The following is an 18,820-nucleotide window of genomic DNA, read 5'->3' on the forward strand; positions in this document are numbered from 1 at the left end:
ATGACTGCACTCGAGCACCTTGCCCGCACCAACGTCCTCTTCCTCAACTGGCGGGACCCGGCCCATCCGCAGGCCGGCGGAGCGGAGGCGTACTGCTTCGAGATCGCCCGGCGGCTGGCCCGTTCCCACGCGCGTGTGACGCTCTTCGCCGCGCGCTTCCCCGGCGCCCCGGCCGAGGAGTGGGCCGACGGCGTGCGCGTGCTGCGTGGCGGGGGCACCTTCGGCGTCTACCTCGCGGCCGGGCTCCATCTGCTGAGGAACCGTCACACCTACGACGCCGTGGTCGACTTCCAGAACGGCATACCGTTCTTCTCGCCGCTGTTCACACCACGCTGGACCGCGGACGTGGGCGTCATCCACCACATCCACCAGCAGCAGTTCGACCTCTTCTTCCGGTGGCCCATGAACACGGTCGGGCGGTTGCTGGAGAAGCAGATCAGCCGTCTGGTCTACCACGGGCACGCCCTGGTCGTCGTCTCCCCCTCCACTCGTGAGGGCGTGCGCACCGAGCTCGGTTTCCGCAACCCCGTCTACCTCGTGCCCAACGGCAGTCCGCGCCCTTCTGCCGCGCCGGTCGCCCGCGCCACGACGCCGACCGTCGCCGTCGTCACCCGGATGACCCCGCAAAAACGCGTGGACCTCCTGCTCCGGGCCCTGCCCGCACTCCGGGAGCGGTGGCCGGACCTGCGGGTGCACCTGGCCGGGGACGGCGGCGAACTGCCGCACCTGCGTGCGCTCGCCCGCGCGCTCGGCCTCGACTCGACCGTCACGTTCCACGGTCACGTCAGCGAGGAACGCAAACGGGCACTGCTCGGCGGCGCGTGGCTCACCGTGGTGCCGTCCGTCGCCGAGGGCTGGGGCCTGACCGTCATCGAGGCCAACTCCATGGGCACACCCGCACTCGCCTGCGACGTCCCCGGCCTGCGCGACGCCGTCCGCCACGGCCACAACGGCTGGCTGGTCCCGGACGGTGTGCCGCTGTCCGACGCCCTCGGCACGGCCCTCACCGAGCTGGCCGACGCCGGCGTTCGCGACCGGGCGGCCCGGCGCTGCCACGCCTGGAGCGCGCGCTTCTCCTGGGACGACAGCGCCGAGCGGCTCGCCCAGGTGGTCCTCGAGGAGTCCCGGCGCGTGCGCCTGCATCGCAGGTCACGCCGTCGGGCCAGCGACCTGACGGTCCTCACCCGGTTCCGGGCCACGGACGGCGACCATGTCGAGCACACCCTGCAGACCCTCCTGCGGGAGACCGACCGGTGGAGCCGGCGGGGCGACACCTTCCAACTGCTGCTGCACGGCTGCGACGAGCTGCGCGCGTTCCAGGCCCTGCGGCGGCTCGGCGTGCCGGAGGCCGCGTTCCGCCTGGCACACCGGCGCGAGGAACTCGTGAATCCGGAGGCGGGCGAGCCCGATCCGGACGACACGGATTCACCGACCGAGACCGGGCCCGGTGCCCGGGAACGGCGGGGACCCGCATGACCGCCCCCCGTACCACGACGACGCAGCGGCCGGTGAACCGCCCGGACGTCATAACGGCGGTGCACGGCGCCCGCTGGTTCACCGCGGCGGCCGTCGCGGTGGGCGCCGTGAACTACGGGTACGCCCTGGTCCTGACCAGGCTGCTGGACGTCGGCTCCTACGCGCGGTTCGTCGCCGGGCAGTGGCTGCTGCTGAGCGCGGCCACCGTGGCGACGGTGACGGTGCCGTGGGTACTGGCGCAGGCGCTGGCCCGGGCCCGGTCGGACGCCGAGCGTGGCGACGCGGGCCGTTTCGCCGTCATCACGAGCACCTGCGGCGGACTGGTCATGGGCGGTGTCGTCGCCGGAGTGGCGACCCGGTTCGCCGGGCCCGCCACGACGCTGGCGCTGGCGCTGAGCACGCTCCTGATCTACGTGACCACCGTGACGGCGGGCTGGCTGCAGGGCGGGGAGCGGATGCGGACCCTGTCGCTGCTGCACATAGCCGAGGTGCTGGTGAAGATGGCGGCCGGGGTGTTCCTGGTCGTGGTCCTCGGGCTGGGCGACAGCGGCGCGCTGGCGGCCTTCGGGCTGGGCGCGTTGCCGTTCCTGCTGTGGTGGCCGTCCCTGCCGCACGGCAGCGGGCGGCCCTGGCGCAGCGCGTCGGCCAACCGGGACCTGTGGCGGCGGGCGCTCGGCATCGCCCGGCTCCAGGGGCTGGTGGCGCTCATGGCGGCGGTCGACGTGGTGCTGGTGACGATGCTGCCGACCGACCCGTCCCAGGCGGCGAGTTATCAGGCCAGCGTCACCCTCTCCCGGGTACCGCTGTTCGTGGCCAGCGCGGTGTCCATGGCGTTCTTCCCCGCCCTTTCCCGACGGCGGGCCGGCAGCCAGCTCAGCGCCAGCGCCGTACGGATGTACGTCCTCGGGGCCTTGCCGCTCACGGCGACGCTCGCCACCGTGCCGGGCCCCATCCTGAGCACCGTCTTCCCGGACGACTACAGCATGATGAGCACGTTGACGGCCTTCACCGCGCTCACGGGTTTCGCCGTCGGAGCGGTCAACCTGGCCGTCACCTTCTCCCAGGCCGTGGACGACTACGCCTGCGCACGCTGGCAGATCGTCGGCCTGGTGGGTTACACGCTCGCGATTCTGGCCGGCTGGCACATCGACGGCGTCCGGGGCATCGCCGTCGGCGGGACGCTGGGCGCTGCCGGCGCGCTCGCCCTGCTGCTGGGCCGGCTCGTCCACCGCCAGGGGACGGCCTTCCTCAGGCGCACGCCCCTGCTGGAGCCGATGTTGCTCGCGGCGGTGCTGGTGCTGCTGCGCCCGTTCCCGCTGGTGTGGCTGATCGCCGCGACGGCCGTCGGAATACGGGCCGTGGAGCGGTTCCTGCGCCGGCCGGGGGCGCCGGACCCCGCGGCGGACCTGACCGAGGTCACCGCCGGGCACGCGTCGGCGGATCCGTCCGCCGGCCTGACACAGACCACCACCGACCGATCGGGCACAGCCATGACGTACGCGAAAGCCAGCCATCCGAAAGCCGCCGTCCCCGGTGCGGAAGAGACACCCGGCCGCCTGCTCGTCGACGCCGTCTGGCGTGGCGACGCCGGGCCGGCCGATGACGCCGCACTGCGTCGCGCGCTGTCACTCGCCCGCGACAACCAGGTGGAGGGCCGCCTCGCCCGCGCGTACCCGCGGCAACTGGCGGATGTCGTGGCCGAGGTGGACACCGCCAACGAGTTGTTCCGGGAGAACCTGGTGGAGGTGACCGGCCGCCTGCGCGCCGCCGGCATCCCCACGGTGCTCATCAAGGCGGACCTGTCCGGCGACTACGTCTACGGCAACTTCGACCTCGTGGTGCCCGACGGGCGCTGGGAAGCGGCGTGCGACGCCCTGGACGGCTGGTACGTCGAGCGTTCGACGTACTGGCTGGAGCGTTCGACGAAGGTGCTGCTGGAACCGCGCAGCGGACCGGCGGCCCATCTGCACGCCGCCGTGTCGTGGTTCGGCGTGCCGGTGCTGCCCACCCGCCGGCTCTTCGAGCGGGCCGCCCCCGACGGGGGAGCCTGGCTGATGCCCCGCCCGTCGGACGAGCTGCGGATCTGGCTGGCGCACGGCCTGTTCCAGAACCTCTCCCTCGACCTGTCGGAACTGTTCGCGGTGCGGGACCTGCTGGCACCGGACATCGTGGCCGAGGCGCGCCGGGAGGCGGCACGCGAGGGGTGGCTCGCCGGAGGCGACCGCGCACTCGCCGTGGCGGTCGGGGCGATACGCCGACTGGACGAGGGGACGCCGGTCAGGCTGCCGGTGCCGCTCCCGGTGGGCGCGTCACTGCGGGTGGGCGCGGAGCACGCGCTGCATCTCCTGCGCCATGGACGCACCCGTGTCGCGGCACGAGAGGCCGCCCTGCGGGTGCCGCTCGTCGTCGCCAAGAGGCGAAGGATGCTCCTGTCATGAAATGTCGCCCCCTGCTGGTCTGCGTGTCCGGGCCGGACGGCGCCGGGAAGTCGTCGCTGGCCGGGCGGATGGCCACGGACCTGCGCGGTCACGGGTACGTGGTAACGGTCCGGTACTGCTACGGCTGTGTCCTCTGCCGGCGCCTGCCCCAGCGCATGCGGTCGCGGTTCACCGCGTCCCCCGGGAGGCCCGGGTCGATCGCCTCGGGCATCGGCGCGTGGGTGGGCCGGACACATGGCTGGGTGGACGCGGCGGAACTCGCGGCAGTCCTCGCCGGAGCCACGGTTCGGGCACGCCTGACCTCCCGGGGCCGGCCGGCCGCCGTGGTGAGCGATCGCGGCCCGCTCGACGGGCTCGTCAAGTTCGGCCCGGCGCCCGGCTCACGCCTGGCGGCCGCCTTCGCACGGCTGGCGAGGGCGTACCAGGTCAGCCTTCTTCTGGACACGGAACCCGAGGTGCTGGCGGAGCGCGACGACGCGTATGCGGTCGGGCCGCTGGCGGAGGTCCGTGACCGCTACCGGCAGTGGGCCCCCCGGTTGCCGTCCGTCCACCGGGTGGACGCCGGCGCGCCGCCCGGCACGGTCGCCGCCGAAGCGCTGAAGTGTGTCCCGGCGCTGCGGCACGCTTCGGCGGTGCCGGCCGGGCCGCCCCGCGCGCGCTCCGACGGCGGGCGGCACGTGGTGATCTCGACCTTCGACGACCTGCGCAATCCGCACTACCACGGCGGCGGCGCGCTCCTGGTGGACAAGGTCGCCCACCGCCTCGCCGAGGACCACCGCGTCACGGTCGTCACGGTGGCCGCGCGTGGCGGCGTCGAGACCCGCGACGGCGTGCGGTACCACCAGCTGCCGCTCGGCTGGGCCGGACCGCGCCTGGGGCAGCTCCTCTACCATGCGGTGCTGCCGGTCACGGCCCGCAGACTGCCGCACGATGTGTGGCTGGAGAGCTTCACACCGCCCTTCTCCACGGGGTTCCTGCCCCTGTTCTCCCGCGGCCGGGTGGTGGGGCTGGCCCAGTCGCTCAGCGGGGCGGCGATGTCACGCCGCTACCACCTGCCGTTCGCCCTGGTCGAGCGGTTCGGACTGCGGTTCTACGAGGACGTCGTCGTCCTGAACGAGGCCGACGCCGCGACCGTGCGGCATCACGCCCCCGGGGCCGTCACGCACGTCATCCACAACGGCGTCGACCAGCCGCCCGTCGCCCCCCGGCGCTTCGGCGAGGGCGACTACATCGCGTACCTGGGGCGGGTGGACATCGGGGGGAAGGGGCTGGACCTCCTGCTGGCCGCCCACGCCGCCGGCGCGCCGTCGATGCCGCTGCTGGTGGCCGGCGCGGGCCCTCGTGGCGAGGAGGCCGCGCTCGCCACCCTGATCACCGCGACCGGCGCCGACGCCCGGTGGGTGGGCGAGGTGACGGGAGCCGAGAAGCAGCGGTTCCTGGACCGTTGCGCCTTCCTGGTGCTGCCGTCCCGCAGCGAGTCCTTCGGACTCGTGGCGCTGGAGGCCATGGCGTACGGCAAGCCGGTGCTGCACTTCGATCTGCCCAGCCTGCGGTGGATGGACGGCGGTGACATCGCCGTCCCCGCCTTCGACGTGGACGCCCTGGCACGGCGGTTGCGGGATCTCGCGGCGGACGAGCGGATGCGCCGCCGGCTGGGACGCATGGCGCACCGGGCCGCGCAGGGGTTCTCGTGGGAGCAGACGACGGATCAGTACCTGGCACTCGTCCAGCGGATGCTGGGCCCGCCCGGACCGTCCGGGAGTGCCACCGAGGTGGCACCCCCAGAAGCGAAGCGGGAGGGGGCAGGACCATGGCAGCGGATCCGCTGAACACCGCGATCGACGCGGGCACGCCGCTCGTCGTGCTCTCCCCACATCTCGATGACGCGGTCCTGTCCTGCGGTGGGTTGATGTCGCACGCCGCCGGGCGCACCCATGTGCGGGTCGTGACGTTCTTCACGGAGGCCGGCGCCCCGCCGTACACCCTTTCCGGGCGGCGGTACCTGCGGCAGGCCGGGCAGCCCGACGCCGAACGTCTGTACCGGGACCGGCGCGCGGAGGACCGCGAAGTGCTGGAACGGCTCGGAGTGGACTGGCGCCACCTGGGACTGAGCGACTGCCTGTTCCGCCGTAAGCACGGAGCGTCCGGCGGGCGAACACGCTGGGTACCTCGTCTGCTGCCCGAGCCTTGGTACGTCTATCCCACCTACCGGCTGCACGTCTCCACAGGCCGGATCTCCCGGCACGACACCGACACGCTGGGCCACGTGCGAGCGTCGCTGGAACAGTTGGCCTCCCCTCCGCAGACGCTCCTGCTGGCCCCCTCGGGAGTGGGCGGACATGTGGACCACGTGCTGGTGCGGACCGCCGCGGAGCTCAGTGGCCGACCGGTGGTCTACTACAGCGACTTCCCCTACAACCAGCAGCACCGCCCCGACCTCGATTTCGTCCAGCGCAACGCACTGGTGGAGGTGGAGTGGTCACGGCAGCTCGCCACCAAGGTGGAGCTGGTGCGCGGGTACCGCTCGCAGGCGGACGCGCTCTTCCCCGGAGGCGTCATACCCGTGGTGCCGGAGGTCTATCTGCTCGCGGACGGTGACCGGGCGAGCCACAGCCCAGTAAGGGGTGCCCGATGATGACTGTCGTGAGCAAGACCATCCCGGTGTCGGTGGCGCGGTTCCGGACGTGGTGCGCGGGAAGGCTCTGGGCCGTGGCCGGCTCCGCCGCGCTGCTCACCGGGGTGGTGCGCGTGCTCGGGTTCGGGCGTTCGGCGGACGTGTGGGTCGACGAGGTCTACTACTGGCACATCGGTCACTCCGTGAAGGCCGGGGGCTTCCCCCGGTATCGCGGTGACCTGTTCTTCCTGCACCCGCCCGGTTTCTTCTACCTCGAGGGCACCTGGGAGCGGCTCTTCGGCTGGCGTCCGGACGTCATCTCCGGGGTGTACGAGATGCGTCTGCTCAACGCACTGCTGGCCAGTGTCACCGCCGTGGTGCTGGTGCTGCTGGTGGTGCGTCTCACCAAGTCCATGTGGGCCGCGGTCGCGGTGGGCCTGCTCTTCGCCCTCGATCCGTTCGTCCTGCGGCTCAACCAACGCGTCCTCATAGAAACGTCGATGACGCTCTGGCTGCTGCTGGGTTACCTGGTGCTGCTGCCGTTGGCGCAACGGCAGCAGCCGGCCAGAGCGTACCGGCGCGCCGCCGCAGGCGGCCTCCTGTTCGGCCTGGCCGTCCTGACGAAGGACGTGGCGGCCCTCATCACCGTGCTGCCGCTGCTCGTCGCGTCCGTGTTCGCCTGGCCACTGCGGCGGCGGTCCCTGCCGTTGCTCGCTGCGGGCTGTGCCACCGTGCCGTACGCGATCTACGTCGGCGTCGTGGCGGCGGCGGGCCATTTCGACGTGTTCTGGACAGTGAAGACCCTCGGCATCGAACGGCTGCTGGGCCATGTCCAGGCGACCGGTTTCCACGCGCGGGGCTCGCCACCCCTCTCCCAGCGCATCGTCGAGGAACTGACCAACTTCGGAAGCACGTATGTGCTGCTCGCCCTCGGCATCCCGGCTCTGGTGGTGCTGCTGCGCCGCGGTGGTCCAGCGCAGCATCTCATGGCGCTCTGGTATCTGTCGGCCGGTTTCGCCACCGCGTACGCCGTCCTGAAGGGCACGCTGGAGGAGGAGGTGACGTACTTGGTGCTCGTGCCGACGATGGTGATCGTGGCGATGGCGGCCGTACAGCTGCACCAGCGGCGGACCAGGCACCGACGGCGCGTCTCCTTCCCCGTCGCCGGAATGGTCCTGGCGCTGGCGCTGGCTCTGACATGGTCGTCGGTCTCCTACGCACGGGGCAGAGCGCAGCCGGACGACGGCTACGCGCAGATGCGCCAATACATGGTGGAGCACCTTCCCGCGGACAGTCCGGTCATATCGACGAGCAGCTCGGTGGACCTGATTTTGGACGACCGCTATCGCGTCGGCCAATGGCTCGAGCCTCAGGACCGGGCGAGGGCGAAAGTGTCGTACATGGTGGTGCCGTGGCGGTTGGTCGAGCAGGGTTACTCCTGGTTCACCCCGCGACAGGTACACAGCCTCACCCGGCAGGGTGCGCTGCTGTTCTCCTTCAAGGGCCGCACGTACGGCACGATTGCGGTGTATGTGCTGCCGGTGCCGCACTTGCAGCCGCCGGGGACCGGAAAGGCGGGCGGTGGCGGTGGCTAGCCGGCCGGAGCGGCGCCGGGTGCTGCTCTTCACCAGTGGTCCCTGTGAGGGCGGGGCGGGAGCCGACACCCAGCTGGCCGCGTCGATCGCCGACAGCATGCCGGACCAGGACTTCCTCTGGTTCAGGCGGTGGCCGTCACACGGGCCGCCCGGGGTGGCAGGGGGCAGGGGCATCCCCATCGTGTCGCGGGACGGCGTCCCGCACGTTCCGGAGCGGCTTCAGGTGACCCTCGCCGGGGGGATCGTCGCGCGCCGTACGGACCTGGTGCACGCGGTCCTGACGATCGGCAGGACGTACCCGTTGTTCTCCCGGCTGCGGCGGGGTCTGCTCGGCGGCGTTCCCGTCATCCACACGGTGCCCGGGGTGATGGACGTCGGTCTGCTGGAGCGGGCGCGGCCGCTGGGCACGACGGTCGCCCTGTCGGAGGCGACGGCCGGGCAGCTGCGCGGGGCCGGGTTCGGAGACGTCCGGGTGATTCCGCCGACGATCCCGCTGGACCGCTGGCCCTGGCGGCCGCGCGCCCGGGGCACCCCCGTCGTGCTGTTCGCCGGTCACCATGACGCGCAGGGCGGCGCGCGCGAGGCGATCGCCGCCGCGGCGGAGGCGTACCGCTCGGGGGCACGCTTCCGTCTGGTGCTGGCCATGCGGGGCCGGCCGGGGCAGGACGAGCGCGCGCTGGAGGCGGAGCTGCGGGCTCTGGCCGCCAGGGAAGGGCTTCCGGAGACAGACGTCCGCGGCCATGTTCCCGACATGCCGGAGCTGCTGTCGGCGACGGATGTTCTTCTCTTCCCGCCGCGGGCGCTCAGCGGGAAGGCGGACCTCCCCTTCGTCGTCCTGGAGGCGCTGGCCGTGGGCCGCCCCGTGATCCTCAGCGACCTTCCGCAGTTCGCCGCTCTGGGTGACGCGGGGCTGCGTGCTCCCGTCGGGGACCGGCTGCGGACGGGCGAGCTGCTGACCCGGCTCCTCGAGCAACCGCAGCGCTGGGAGATGCTCGCGCGGCGTGGACGTGCCACGGTTGAAGAGCGGTTCGGGCCCGATGGCTTCCGAGCACAGTACGAACGTCTGTACCAGGAGGTCGTGGCATGAAGACGTCACGGCGGGACGCAGTCCGCCGCGTGGTCCGTCAGGCCGCCCTCTACCGGAAGCACATCGGCGTCATCGCGGCCGCTCTCCTCATCGTGGCGTGCGTCCGAGTCCCCCAGGAAAACAAGGGCTACTACTTCGGGACCCTGCAGACCAGTCCCCGCAAGGCGAGCCTGGAGCGGAGCAAGGGCATCGCGGTCGCCCATCTGCAGATCTCCTGGGACCGGTACGAGCCCCAGGAAGGGGTCTATTCCTATCGTTACGTCGACAGCGTCAAACGCGCTCTGGGCCGGTTCCAGCGGTCGGGGTCGCTCGTGGAGGTGAGCCTCGGCCTCAACCACGCGCCGAGCTGGCTCTTCGAGAAGTATCCCGAAGCCGCCTACGTGAACCAGCACGGAGACCACCTCACGGAAACCCCCAACATGGTCTTCAGCCAGACCGTGCGCGAGAAGGCTCAGCGCTATATCAACGCGGTGGCCCGGGACATCGGGCTGGAGCACTTCTGGGCGATCCGGGTCGTCGTGAACGACACCGGCGAGTTCAGCTACCCCGCGGGGGACACCGGGCGCCCCGGTCACACCTACTACTGGGCGTTCGACAAGAACGCCCAGAGTCCGGCCGGTGCGGGGCGGCCGCCCACCGTCCCCGCGAACCCGTTTCCGGACTGGAAACCGGGAGAGCGCACCTACCGGGGAAAGGAATTCACCGAAGCCCAGGTCCGGCAGTGGTACGACTGGTATGTACGGGCCCTGTCCGATGCCGTGAACTGGCAGATAGGCGCCTACAAATCGCTGCGTTACCAGGGGTTCCTGAAAATCCTGATCCCGGGCCGCGGCTATTTTCCGCAGGACTACCGCCGCGCCGTCGGCAGTCGTCTGGACCAGACGGACCAGAACCGGCTGATCGCCCTCGGGGTGGGTTACTACAGGACCCTGGGCCAGATCCACTACCGCCGGAATGTGCAGATCGTGCCGACTTCGCTCGTGGACGGCACGGGAAAGCCGAAGAACAACGGCTGCGAGCCCACCGACCGCCGGGTGAACGTGCTGGACCCGCCCCTCGACGTTCCGCAGACATGGTCGTCGATGCGCTGGATCAGTCGTGTCGCGCGGTACTACCACTTCTCCCTGCTGAGCGGAGAAAGCGCCGGAAACCAGGTGAGCCCCTACTACCCCGGAGTCATGAACGACGCGGCGCACCAGATGAAGAGCTGCGGACTGCAGGGCCTGATGTGGGCGTTCGACCCCAACCTCTACGACGGCACTCCGGGTTCGTCACTCGCGGACTACGCCGCGGTGGTCTCCCGGTACAACTGACCGGCACAACCGAGGTGATCGCGATGGACGTCACGGTCCTGCGTCCCGACGAACTGACCGCCCACGACATGAGCGCGTGGCGCGCCATGCAGCGAGACGACCCGGCACTGGCCAGTCCCTTCCTCTCCCCGGAGTTCACCCTGGCCGTGGGGCACCAGCGGGCCACCGCACGGGTGGCCCGGCTCTCCGAGGAATCCCGCACCACGGGATTCTTCCCCTTCGAACGGCATGCCCTCGGCTCCGGCAAACCCATCGGTTCCGGCTTCTGCGACTGCCAGGGCCTGATCCACCGGCCGGGCCTCGACTGGGATCCGCCGGAACTGCTCAGGGCGTGCGGTCTCGCCCTCTGGGAGTACGACCATCTGGCTCCAGAGCAGACGCCCTTCGAGACCGCGGGCACGCCCCGTGTCCGGGCCGCCTCCCCGGTGATGGAACTGAACGGCGGCCATCACACCTACCTGGAACGGCTACGTCCCAAGGTGCTGCGCGCCGCACGGGCCCAGGAACGCAAGCTGGCCCGTGACGTGGGGGCGCTCCGGCTGGACTTCCACACGCCCGACCCCCTGCTGCTGGACACCCTGATCCGCTGGAAGTCCGCCCAGCAGCGGTCCAAGGGGCGCCGGGACCTGCTCTCCCAGGCATGGTTCCTGGCGATTCTCCGGGAACTGTTCGATCTGCCGTCCGCGTCGTGCTCGGGCACATTGTCCGTGCTCCGCGCGGGTGAGGCACCCGTCGCGATGCTCTACGGGCTGTGCTCGCCCGAGGTGTACGCCACCTGGTTCCCGGCCTATGACATCCGGTTCGCCAAGTACTCACCCGGAATCCTGCTGCACCTCAAGCTCGCCGAGGCCGCCGCGGAACGCGGGGTCAGCCACATCGACATGGGCAAGGGAGCCTCCCGCTACAAGGACGAGCTGAAGACGGCGGATCTGAGCGTCACCGAGGGTTATGTCGGCCGACGCACCCCCGGGGCGGTGCTGTGCCGGCTGCGCATGGCTTCGCACCGCACCGCCCACGCGGCGATCAACGCCAGTCCACGGGTTCACCGCGCAGCGGTCAGGGCCGTCGGCGCGGTCGACCGGCTCCGCTGACGTCCGCCCGCACCCCGCCGCTCGGCCTCCCCGGCGGCGACGCCCCTCCGCCTACGATGTACGTGTACGCACCACGCCGGCGGATGCCGGTCGCCCGGGACTTCACGTCCTGAGACGAGGAGGCTGTCATGGCCGAGGAGCGGGCCCGAGGCCGGCGCACGGACGGGGCGCCGGAACCGGCCCGGCGCGCCAGCGACCGCGGCCGGTACGGCCGGCTGAGCCGGGACCGGGTGCTGGCCAGTGCTCTGGCACTGGTGGACCGAGAAGGCCTCTCCGCCCTGAGCATGCGGCGCCTGGGTGCCGAGCTCGGGGTCGAGGCCATGGCGCTCTACCGGTACGCGTCGAGCAAGGACGCCTTGCTCGACGGGCTGGTCGAGGCCCTCTACCTGGAGCTGGAGGAGCAGCTGGCCGCGGGGCCGGACGGGGGGACCGACTGGCGGGCCGGGCTGCACCGGATCGCCCGCGCGACCTACGACGTGTGCCTCGCGCACCCCCGGGCCGTGCCACTGCTGGCCACGCGGCTGCTGGCGGTCCCGCTGGCCCGGCGGCCCGCCGCGGTGCTGCGGGATCACGAGCGGGTGCTCGCGCTGCTGCGGCAGGCCGGGTTCGACGACGCCACCGTCTCCGCCGTGTTCCGCGCCGTCACCGCCTGGCTGCTCGGCTATGTGTCCGTGGAGCTGCGTCCCATGGTGGACAACCCGGACGAGACCGATCCGGCCTTCCGGCTCGGGCTGCACCGCCTGTCCGCCAAGGAGCTGCCGACGCTGCGGGAGACCGCGGCGGCGCTCGCCGGGCGGGGCGGCCCCGAGGGCCTCGCTGCCGGGCTCGACGCCCTGCTCGACAGCTTCACGAACGGCTCCCCCTCCGCAGCATCCGGCTGAACGGCGTGTCCGGGCGCTCCAGGCGCTCACCGTCCAGCGTGATGTCGACGGCCTCGTTGAAGAAGGCGACGCGCCCCCGGATCACGGCCACCGCGGGCAGCGGGTCGGGATAGCTCCAGACGATGTTCGGCGGCACATCGCCCCCGCCGCGCCAGGACCAGTACGCGGCGGTGCCCTTGTAGGGGCATCCGGTGCTGTGGTCGGTGGCGTCGAACAGGTCCAGGCGGGCGTCCTCACGCGGGACGTAGTAGCGGGTCGGCAGGGACGTCTCGAAGAGCAGGACGGGGGCGTGGGTGTCCGCGACGACCTGGCCGTCGATCTCGACTCGGACATGGCGGCTGCTCGGCAGCGCGTCGACGCGTTTGTGCGGGTCGCGGGGGTGGACGAAGATCTCTTCGTCCTCCTCGTACCAGTGGTCGAGGCCCGTGTCGGTGCGCCGGAACCACTCGAAGGCGATGTGGCCGGCCAGGTCGTCGGCGGGGAACGTCCAGGCCGCGTTCGCGCGCACCTCGCCGTCGGCGTCGAGGTCGTAGAAGGTCCGGGAGCCGGTGTGTTTGCCGGTGGGCGGGTTCTGCGCCGGGCGGAGCAGGTCGGTGCGGACGTCGTCGTGCGGGAAGGCGTACTGCGGCACGGGCAGGTGGGGTTCCCAGACGAGGACCGGGTGCCGGCTGTCGACGACGGTGATGTCGCCCTTGCGGCCGCGCACCCAGCGCTCGCTGGGCTCCCACAGGAGGCCCTCGGGGGTGGTCCTGATCGACCGGGCGGCGGGGTGGGCCGGGTGGGTGGTCATGGCCGGTGCTCCTTCCGACGGTCCGGGGGTCCGGGCCTCCCAAGGCACGCAGGTCCGGCTCCCTCCACGGTCCCACGGTTCCACGAGGTCAGTGGGCCGCGTCCAGCCTGGCCCGCTGCTCGGCGGTCAGTTCCAGGTCCACGGCGGCGAGGTTCTCCTCCAGCTGGGCCACGGAGGAGACCCCGGCCAGCGGGACGATCGGCAGGTCGCCGCCGATCTGCCAGGCCAGCACGACCTGGTTGACGGTCGCCCCGGTCTCCCGGGCCACCTCCCGCAGTGCCGCCAGCCTCGCCGGGGTGCCGGGGTGGTCGAAGTCCGCGGGCAGCCGGTCCGGGTGGCTGTAGGCGCCCTTCAGCAGAGGTGAGTAGGCGACCAGGGTGAGGCCGGGCTCGGCCCTCAGGTAGCCGAGCAGGTCGGGGCCGGCGTGGCCGAGGCTGCCGTCCGGGAAGAGGGACTCGGGTATGTCGGTGCGGGGGCGCAGGTGGCTGTGCGCGTACTGGAGCACCTCGTAGCCGGGCAGTGCGGCCGCGGCGGCGAGGGCACGGGCCCGCTCGACCCGCCACGTCGCGTGGTTGCTGACGCCGAGCAGTCCCACGGTGCCCTCGGCGACCAGTTCGGCGAAGCCCTCGACGGTCTCCCGGAGGGGGACCTCGTGGTCCTCGATGTGGGCGTACAGCAGGTCCAGCTTCGTCAGGCCGAGCCGCTCGCGGCTGCGTTCGGCGGACTCCCTGATCACCTTCGCCGACAGGCCTTCGGGGTTGTCGACGTAGCTGGTGCCGGGGGCCAGGGGGCGGGCGCCGAGCTTGGTCGCGATGACGATCTCGTCACCGATGCCGCGGCTGCGCCGCCAGCGGCCGAGGAGTTCCTCGCTCTGGCCGCCCTGGCCGCCGTCGGCCCAGAAGGCGTAGTTGTCGGACGTGTCGATGAAGTTCCCGCCGGCTTCGACGTACCGGTCGAGGACGGCGAAGGACGTCTTCTCGTCCGTCACCGAGCCGAACAGCATCGCGCCGAGCGCGAGCACGCTCACCTCGCGGCGGGTGCCCGGGTCCGTGCCGATCGTGCGGTAGCGCATGGCTGTTGCTCCCTTCCTCGCCGCCCCGGACCTCGGGGCACGGACGGGAGTCTTCAGCTTGGAGCGCACTTGAGGTCAAGGGGGCGCGGCGAAAGAAGGCCGCGCCCCGTGCGGTACGTCGTCAGGCCGCCCTCAGCGGATGCGTGAGGTTGGCTCCGGTGCCCGGGTCGAACACGTGGGCCTTGGCCATGTCGACCTGCAGCCGCACGGGCTCGCCTTCGCGGGCACGGGTGGCGGCGTCCAGGCGGGCCACGATGTGACTGGCGTCAGCGCCGGTGTCGCGCATGCCCGAGTCCGTGGCCAGCTCCTCCAGCTCGGCGCTCGTCGCGGGACCGCCCTCCGCGGTGAAGTAGACGTACACATCGGAGCCCAGCGACTCCAGTACCTCCACGGTGGGGGTGAAGACCGGGCCCGTCCGGTCCCGGTCGTGCGCCAGGGCCGCGTCCTCGAACGCCTCCGGCCGAAGCCCGAGGATGACCTGGCGGGGGGCGTTCTGCCGTTCCAGTTCCCTCCTCGTACGGTCGTCGAGGGGAAGGTCTCCCACGGGCGAGCGCAGGGCACCGGCCTCCAGGGTGGCGTTCAGGAAGTTCATCGCCGGGGAGCCGATGAAACCCGCGACGAAGATGTTGCGCGGGCTGTCGTACAGCTCGGCGGGCGTGCCGATCTGCTGGACCAGGCCCTGCCTCATGACCACGACCCGGTCGCCGAGCGTCATCGCCTCGGTCTGGTCGTGGGTGACGTACACCGTGGTCGTGCCGAGGCGGCGCTGCAGCCGGGAGATCTGGGTGCGCATCTGTACCCGGAGTTTGGCGTCCAGGTTCGACAGCGGCTCGTCCATCAGGAACGCCTTGGGATCACGGACGATCGCCCGGCCCATGGCCACCCGCTGGCGCTGGCCGCCCGAGAGGTTGGCGGGCTTGCGGTCCAGGTGCTCGGTCAGGTCGAGGATCCGGGCGGCTTCCGCCACCTTGGCGTCGATGGTGGCCTTGTCCACCTTGGCCAGGCGCAGTGGGAAGCCCATGTTCTCCCCGACGTTCAAGTGCGGGTAGAGGGCGTAGCTCTGGAACACCATGGCGACGTCGCGTTCCTTCGGAGCCAGGTCGTTGACGACTCGGTCTCCGATGCGCAGGGTGCCCTCGGTGATGTCCTCAAGCCCGGCGATCATGTTCAGGGTGGTGGACTTTCCGCATCCCGACGGACCAACCAGGATCACGAACTCGCCGTCGGCGATGTCGAGGTCCACGTCCTTCACGGCGAGGGCCCCGTCGGGAAAGCGCTTGGTGACTCCCTCAAGGATGATCTCGGCCATGGGTGGTGCCTCCTTGCCTTCATGCCTTCCGGGTCGGCCCGTTCACCCCTTGACTGCCCCGGAGGTCAGTCCGGCGACGATCCGCCGTTGGAAGAACAGGACGAAAACGATGATCGGGATGGTGATCACCACGGCGGCGGCGGCGATCGACCCGGTGGGCTGCTGGAACTGCGAGCTCCCGGTGAAGAACGCGATCGCGGCCGGCACCGTGCGCGCGGACTGGGTGGAAGTCAGCGAGATCGCGAACAGGAAGTCGTTCCAGCAGAAGATGAACACGAGAATGGCCGTGGTGAACACGCCCGGCGCGGCCAGCGGCACGATGACCAGCCGGAAGGCCTGCGCGGGCGTCGCCCCGTCGACTTTGGCCGCCTTCTCCAGGTCCCAGGGGATCTCCCGGAAGAAGGCCGACAGGGTGTAGATCGCCAGCGGCAGGGAGAAGGTCATGTACGGGATGATCAGCCCGATCCAGGTGTCGAAGATCCCGATGATCCGCTCGATGTTGAACAGGGGTGACACCAGGGAGATCGGGGGGAACATGGCGATCAGCAGTGACATGCCGATGAGCACCCGCTTGCCGGGGAAGCGCAGCCTGGCCACCGCATAGGCGGCCATGGTGCCCAGCGCCACCGCGATCACCGTGGCGATGAGGGCGATGCCGATGGAGTTGATCAGCGCCCTGGTGAACTCGGAGGTCGCGAAGATGCCCCGGTAGTTCTGCCAGGTCCAGTCCCTCGGGATGTAGTCGCCGTCGGTGAGGGTGCTGGGGTCCTTGAACGACAGCGCGGCGATCCACCACACCGGGAACAGGGCGTACAGCACCACCACGACGTTCACGACGGTCCATCGGGCGGCGTGCGTCTTGCCTACGGCGGCCATCAGCGCTTCACCTCCGCGCCGGGTGCGGCGGCGCCGAACAGCTTGACGAAGGCGAAGGCGATGATCCCGACGCAGATGAAGATCAGGACCGAGATCGCCGACCCGATGCCCAGGTTCAGCGCGGTGAACAGGTTGTCGTACCCGAGGATCGACACGGAGCCGGTTCCCTGGGCCCCGGCGGTCAGGATGTAGATGTTGTCGAAGATCCGGAAGGCGTCCAGTGTGCGGAAGAGCAGGGCCACCAGGATGGCCGGCTTCATCAGCGGCAGCACGACCCTGATGAAGCGCTGCCACGGGGTGGCGCCGTCCACCATGGCCGCCCTCAGGGTCTCCTCGGGGACCAGGGCGAGGCCGGCGAGCAGCAGCAGGGCCATGAAGGGGGTCGTCTTCCACACCTCCGCGAGGACGATCAGCCACAGGGCCGGCCACTGCTCGGTCAGCGGGGCGTCACCTGCGGGCAGCAGCCCGGCGAGGTAGCCGAGGTCCGGGGTCCAGGCGTACTGCCAGGAGAAGGCGGCGACCACGGTGACGATGCCGTACGGGATGAGGACCGACGTGCGGACGACACCGCGCGCGAAGATCGTGCGGTGCATGACCAGGGCGAGGCACATGCCGAGGACGAGTTCGACGGCCACGGACACGCCGGTGATGAACAGCGTCACCCAGAACGCGTCCCACCAGAACGGGGAGGTCAGCACGGCCCCGTAGTTGCTCAGGCCCACGAACTTCGCCTGCCCCGGAAAGCGCAGGTCGTACCGCTGGAGGGACAGGTAGACGGCGTACCCGATGGGATACGCGGTCACGGCGAGCATGACGACGACGGCGGGTGCGCACAGCAGCCAGCCGAGCCGCCGCTCCTGCCGGGCGCCCACCGAGAGCGCCGCCGTGTCCTGCCGTGTCTGCTCCGCCTCGGGGGGTACCGGTGCTCCGGCCGGTTCCGCTTGCATGCTCACGGGATCACACCCTCGGATCGCAGGGCATCGTCGATCTGATCCCTGATGGTCTTGATCGAGCTCACCGGATCGATCGCGGACGGCGGGGACAGCGTGTGGGAGATCGCGATCGAGATGTTCTGGTAGGCCGGAGTGAGCGGCCGTACGCTCGCCGTCTGCAGGCCGGCCAGCACCTCCCGCGAGAACGGGTACGCCTTCATGAACGCCGGCTCGTCGTACAGTCCGCGCAACGTGGGCGGCAGACCGCCCTCGAGCGCGGCGGTGAGCTGGTTCTCCCGGTTGCGCAGGCACAGCGCCGCCTCGAAGGCCAGGTCGGGGTGGCGCGAGTAGGCGCTCACAGCCAGATCGATGCCGCCGATCGTGGGCCGTGCCGGGCGGTTCGCGTCGACCCGGGGGTACGGCGCCCAGCGGAAGTTCTTGAACAACGCGGGGTTGTTCGCCTTCATCGACGGATAGACGAACGGGTAGTTGAGCTCGAACACCGCTGCCCCCGACTCCATGGCGAGCCGGTTCTGGTCCTCCATCTGGTTGGACAGGGAGGGGTCCGCGGCCGGGGACTTCGCCAGCTCACGCATGATCCCGGCGGCCCGCGAGGCAGGAGGGCCGAGAGAAGGCTCGGTCGCGCTCGCGTTGAGGACGGAGCCGCCCGCACTGTTGATCAGCGTGTTGAACCAGACGGTCAGGCCCTCGTACTGGGCGCCCTGGATCTCGACGAAGTGCGGCTTGCCCTGCCGTGCGAGGGCGCCTGCCATGTCCAGCATTTCGGCCCAGGTCCTGGGCGGGGTGGGCACCAGGTCCTTGCGGTACCACAGGAGCTGGGTGTTGGTGTTGTACGGGACGGCGTACAGCTTGCCTTTCCAGGTCGCGGTCTGCAGCGGTACGCGCAGGGTGCCCTCGGCGGCCCGCCGTTTCGCCGTCCCCGTCCATTCCCGGATCCAGCGGGCCTCGGCGAACTCCGCCGCCCAGGTGACGTCCAGGCCCAGGATGTCGAGTGAGTTGTCGTGGGCGGCGAGTCTGCGGACAAGCTGCTGGCGCTGGCCGTCAGCCGCACGCGGGAGCTTGTTGTAGCTGATCCTGTAGCGGCCGCCCGAGGCCTGGCTGCACCGGTCGGCCGCCTTCTGGAGCGCGCCGGAGTCGTCGGGGAAGTTGTACCAGTTCAGTGTGGGCCTGGCGGATCCCTCGTCACTGCCGCATGCGGCGAGCACCGAAGCCAGCAACGGCAGTACTGCGAACGCCCGCAGCCATCGCGTCCCTCGGGGACGTCCCATGTGACCCGAAAGGGGCCGGCAGCCGTACCTCGCGTGCACGCGCTCCACACCTCGTTT

The 18,820-nt window shown here is 71.0% G+C and carries 15 protein-coding genes; 9 read left to right on the top strand and 6 right to left on the bottom strand.

Going from position 1 to position 18,820, the window contains the following annotated elements; all coding sequences use genetic code 11:
- The 9 genes from ACFZDA_RS12950 to ACFZDA_RS12990 all read left to right on the top strand — a co-directional run bounded on the left by ACFZDA_RS12950 (position 1) and on the right by ACFZDA_RS12990 (position 12,495).
- Positions 1-1,476, top strand: coding sequence for a glycosyltransferase (locus ACFZDA_RS12950; RefSeq protein ID WP_391079213.1), 1,476 nt, complete (start codon positions 1-3; stop codon positions 1,474-1,476).
- Entirely contained in the window at positions 1,473-3,914 is a 2,442-nt protein-coding gene (locus ACFZDA_RS12955) for a hypothetical protein (RefSeq protein ID WP_391079215.1), read from the top strand. Before ACFZDA_RS12950 ends, ACFZDA_RS12955 begins: the two co-directional genes overlap by 4 nt.
- Positions 3,911-5,743, top strand: coding sequence for a glycosyltransferase (locus ACFZDA_RS12960; RefSeq protein ID WP_391079218.1), 1,833 nt, complete (start codon positions 3,911-3,913; stop codon positions 5,741-5,743). The genes ACFZDA_RS12955 and ACFZDA_RS12960 overlap by 4 nt, the downstream gene beginning before the upstream one ends.
- A complete protein-coding gene (locus ACFZDA_RS12965) occupies positions 5,725-6,549 on the top strand; it encodes a PIG-L family deacetylase (RefSeq protein ID WP_391079220.1) in 825 nt (274 codons plus the stop codon). The genes ACFZDA_RS12960 and ACFZDA_RS12965 overlap by 19 nt, the downstream gene beginning before the upstream one ends.
- 8 nt (positions 6,550-6,557) lie before the next feature.
- A complete protein-coding gene (locus ACFZDA_RS12970; protein WP_391079223.1) occupies positions 6,558-8,123 on the top strand; it encodes a phospholipid carrier-dependent glycosyltransferase in 1,566 nt (521 codons plus the stop codon).
- Positions 8,116-9,210, top strand: coding sequence for a glycosyltransferase (locus ACFZDA_RS12975; protein ID WP_391079226.1), 1,095 nt, complete (start codon positions 8,116-8,118; stop codon positions 9,208-9,210). The genes ACFZDA_RS12970 and ACFZDA_RS12975 overlap by 8 nt, the downstream gene beginning before the upstream one ends.
- Positions 9,207-10,523, top strand: a complete 1,317-nt coding sequence (locus ACFZDA_RS12980; RefSeq protein ID WP_391079228.1) for a beta-galactosidase — start codon at positions 9,207-9,209, stop codon at positions 10,521-10,523. The genes ACFZDA_RS12975 and ACFZDA_RS12980 overlap by 4 nt, the downstream gene beginning before the upstream one ends.
- Before the next feature lie 23 nt (positions 10,524-10,546).
- Complete coding sequence (locus tag ACFZDA_RS12985) at positions 10,547-11,614, top strand: GNAT family N-acetyltransferase (protein ID WP_391079231.1); 1,068 nt, start codon at positions 10,547-10,549, stop codon at positions 11,612-11,614.
- A gap of 128 nt (positions 11,615-11,742) precedes the next feature.
- The gene (locus ACFZDA_RS12990; RefSeq protein WP_391079234.1) at positions 11,743-12,495 is read left to right on the top strand and encodes a TetR family transcriptional regulator; all 753 of its coding nucleotides are present in this window, start codon (positions 11,743-11,745) and stop codon (positions 12,493-12,495) included.
- On the opposite strand, the gene ACFZDA_RS12995 is transcribed toward ACFZDA_RS12990, so the two are convergent.
- From ACFZDA_RS12995 to ACFZDA_RS13020, 6 genes are all read right to left on the bottom strand, one after another.
- Complete coding sequence (locus ACFZDA_RS12995; RefSeq protein WP_391079237.1) at positions 12,461-13,285, bottom strand: DUF427 domain-containing protein; 825 nt, start codon at positions 13,283-13,285, stop codon at positions 12,461-12,463. The genes ACFZDA_RS12990 and ACFZDA_RS12995 overlap by 35 nt on opposite strands.
- A gap of 88 nt (positions 13,286-13,373) precedes the next feature.
- Positions 13,374-14,357: an aldo/keto reductase gene (locus ACFZDA_RS13000; protein ID WP_391079240.1), complete on the bottom strand. Its 984-nt coding sequence runs from the start codon at positions 14,355-14,357 to the stop codon at positions 13,374-13,376.
- 121 nt (positions 14,358-14,478) lie between these two features.
- On the bottom strand, positions 14,479-15,666 hold the full coding sequence (locus ACFZDA_RS13005) for a sn-glycerol-3-phosphate ABC transporter ATP-binding protein UgpC (RefSeq protein WP_391079242.1): 1,188 nt from the start codon (positions 15,664-15,666) through the stop codon (positions 14,479-14,481).
- Positions 15,667-15,708: 42 nt separating this feature from the next.
- On the bottom strand, positions 15,709-16,542 hold the full coding sequence (locus ACFZDA_RS13010) for an ABC transporter permease subunit (protein WP_391079245.1): 834 nt from the start codon (positions 16,540-16,542) through the stop codon (positions 15,709-15,711).
- A complete protein-coding gene (locus ACFZDA_RS13015) occupies positions 16,542-17,489 on the bottom strand; it encodes an ABC transporter permease subunit (RefSeq protein ID WP_391080127.1) in 948 nt (315 codons plus the stop codon). The genes ACFZDA_RS13010 and ACFZDA_RS13015 overlap by 1 nt, the downstream gene beginning before the upstream one ends.
- 2 nt (positions 17,490-17,491) lie before the next feature.
- A complete protein-coding gene (locus tag ACFZDA_RS13020; protein WP_391079248.1) occupies positions 17,492-18,763 on the bottom strand; it encodes an extracellular solute-binding protein in 1,272 nt (423 codons plus the stop codon).
- Positions 18,764-18,820 lie beyond the last annotated feature (57 nt).

It is taken from the genome of Streptomyces sp. NPDC007991, assembly GCF_042958445.1.
Taxonomy (GTDB): domain Bacteria; phylum Actinomycetota; class Actinomycetes; order Streptomycetales; family Streptomycetaceae; genus Streptomyces.

Coding starts and splice junctions, on each gene's coding strand:
- ACFZDA_RS12950 (WP_391079213.1), top strand. CDS start 1: ATGACTGCACTCGAGCACCTTGCCCGCACCAACGTCCTCTTCCTCAAC.
- ACFZDA_RS12955 (WP_391079215.1), top strand. CDS start 1,473: ATGACCGCCCCCCGTACCACGACGACGCAGCGGCCGGTGAACCGCCCG.
- ACFZDA_RS12960 (WP_391079218.1), top strand. CDS start 3,911: ATGAAATGTCGCCCCCTGCTGGTCTGCGTGTCCGGGCCGGACGGCGCC.
- ACFZDA_RS12965 (WP_391079220.1), top strand. CDS start 5,725: ATGGCAGCGGATCCGCTGAACACCGCGATCGACGCGGGCACGCCGCTC.
- ACFZDA_RS12980 (WP_391079228.1), top strand. CDS start 9,207: ATGAAGACGTCACGGCGGGACGCAGTCCGCCGCGTGGTCCGTCAGGCC.
- ACFZDA_RS12985 (WP_391079231.1), top strand. CDS start 10,547: ATGGACGTCACGGTCCTGCGTCCCGACGAACTGACCGCCCACGACATG.
- ACFZDA_RS12990 (WP_391079234.1), top strand. CDS start 11,743: ATGGCCGAGGAGCGGGCCCGAGGCCGGCGCACGGACGGGGCGCCGGAA.
- ACFZDA_RS12995 (WP_391079237.1), bottom strand. CDS start 13,285: ATGACCACCCACCCGGCCCACCCCGCCGCCCGGTCGATCAGGACCACC.
- ACFZDA_RS13000 (WP_391079240.1), bottom strand. CDS start 14,357: ATGCGCTACCGCACGATCGGCACGGACCCGGGCACCCGCCGCGAGGTG.
- ACFZDA_RS13005 (WP_391079242.1), bottom strand. CDS start 15,666: ATGGCCGAGATCATCCTTGAGGGAGTCACCAAGCGCTTTCCCGACGGG.
- ACFZDA_RS13010 (WP_391079245.1), bottom strand. CDS start 16,542: ATGGCCGCCGTAGGCAAGACGCACGCCGCCCGATGGACCGTCGTGAAC.
- ACFZDA_RS13015 (WP_391080127.1), bottom strand. CDS start 17,489: ATGCAAGCGGAACCGGCCGGAGCACCGGTACCCCCCGAGGCGGAGCAG.
- ACFZDA_RS13020 (WP_391079248.1), bottom strand. CDS start 18,763: ATGGGACGTCCCCGAGGGACGCGATGGCTGCGGGCGTTCGCAGTACTG.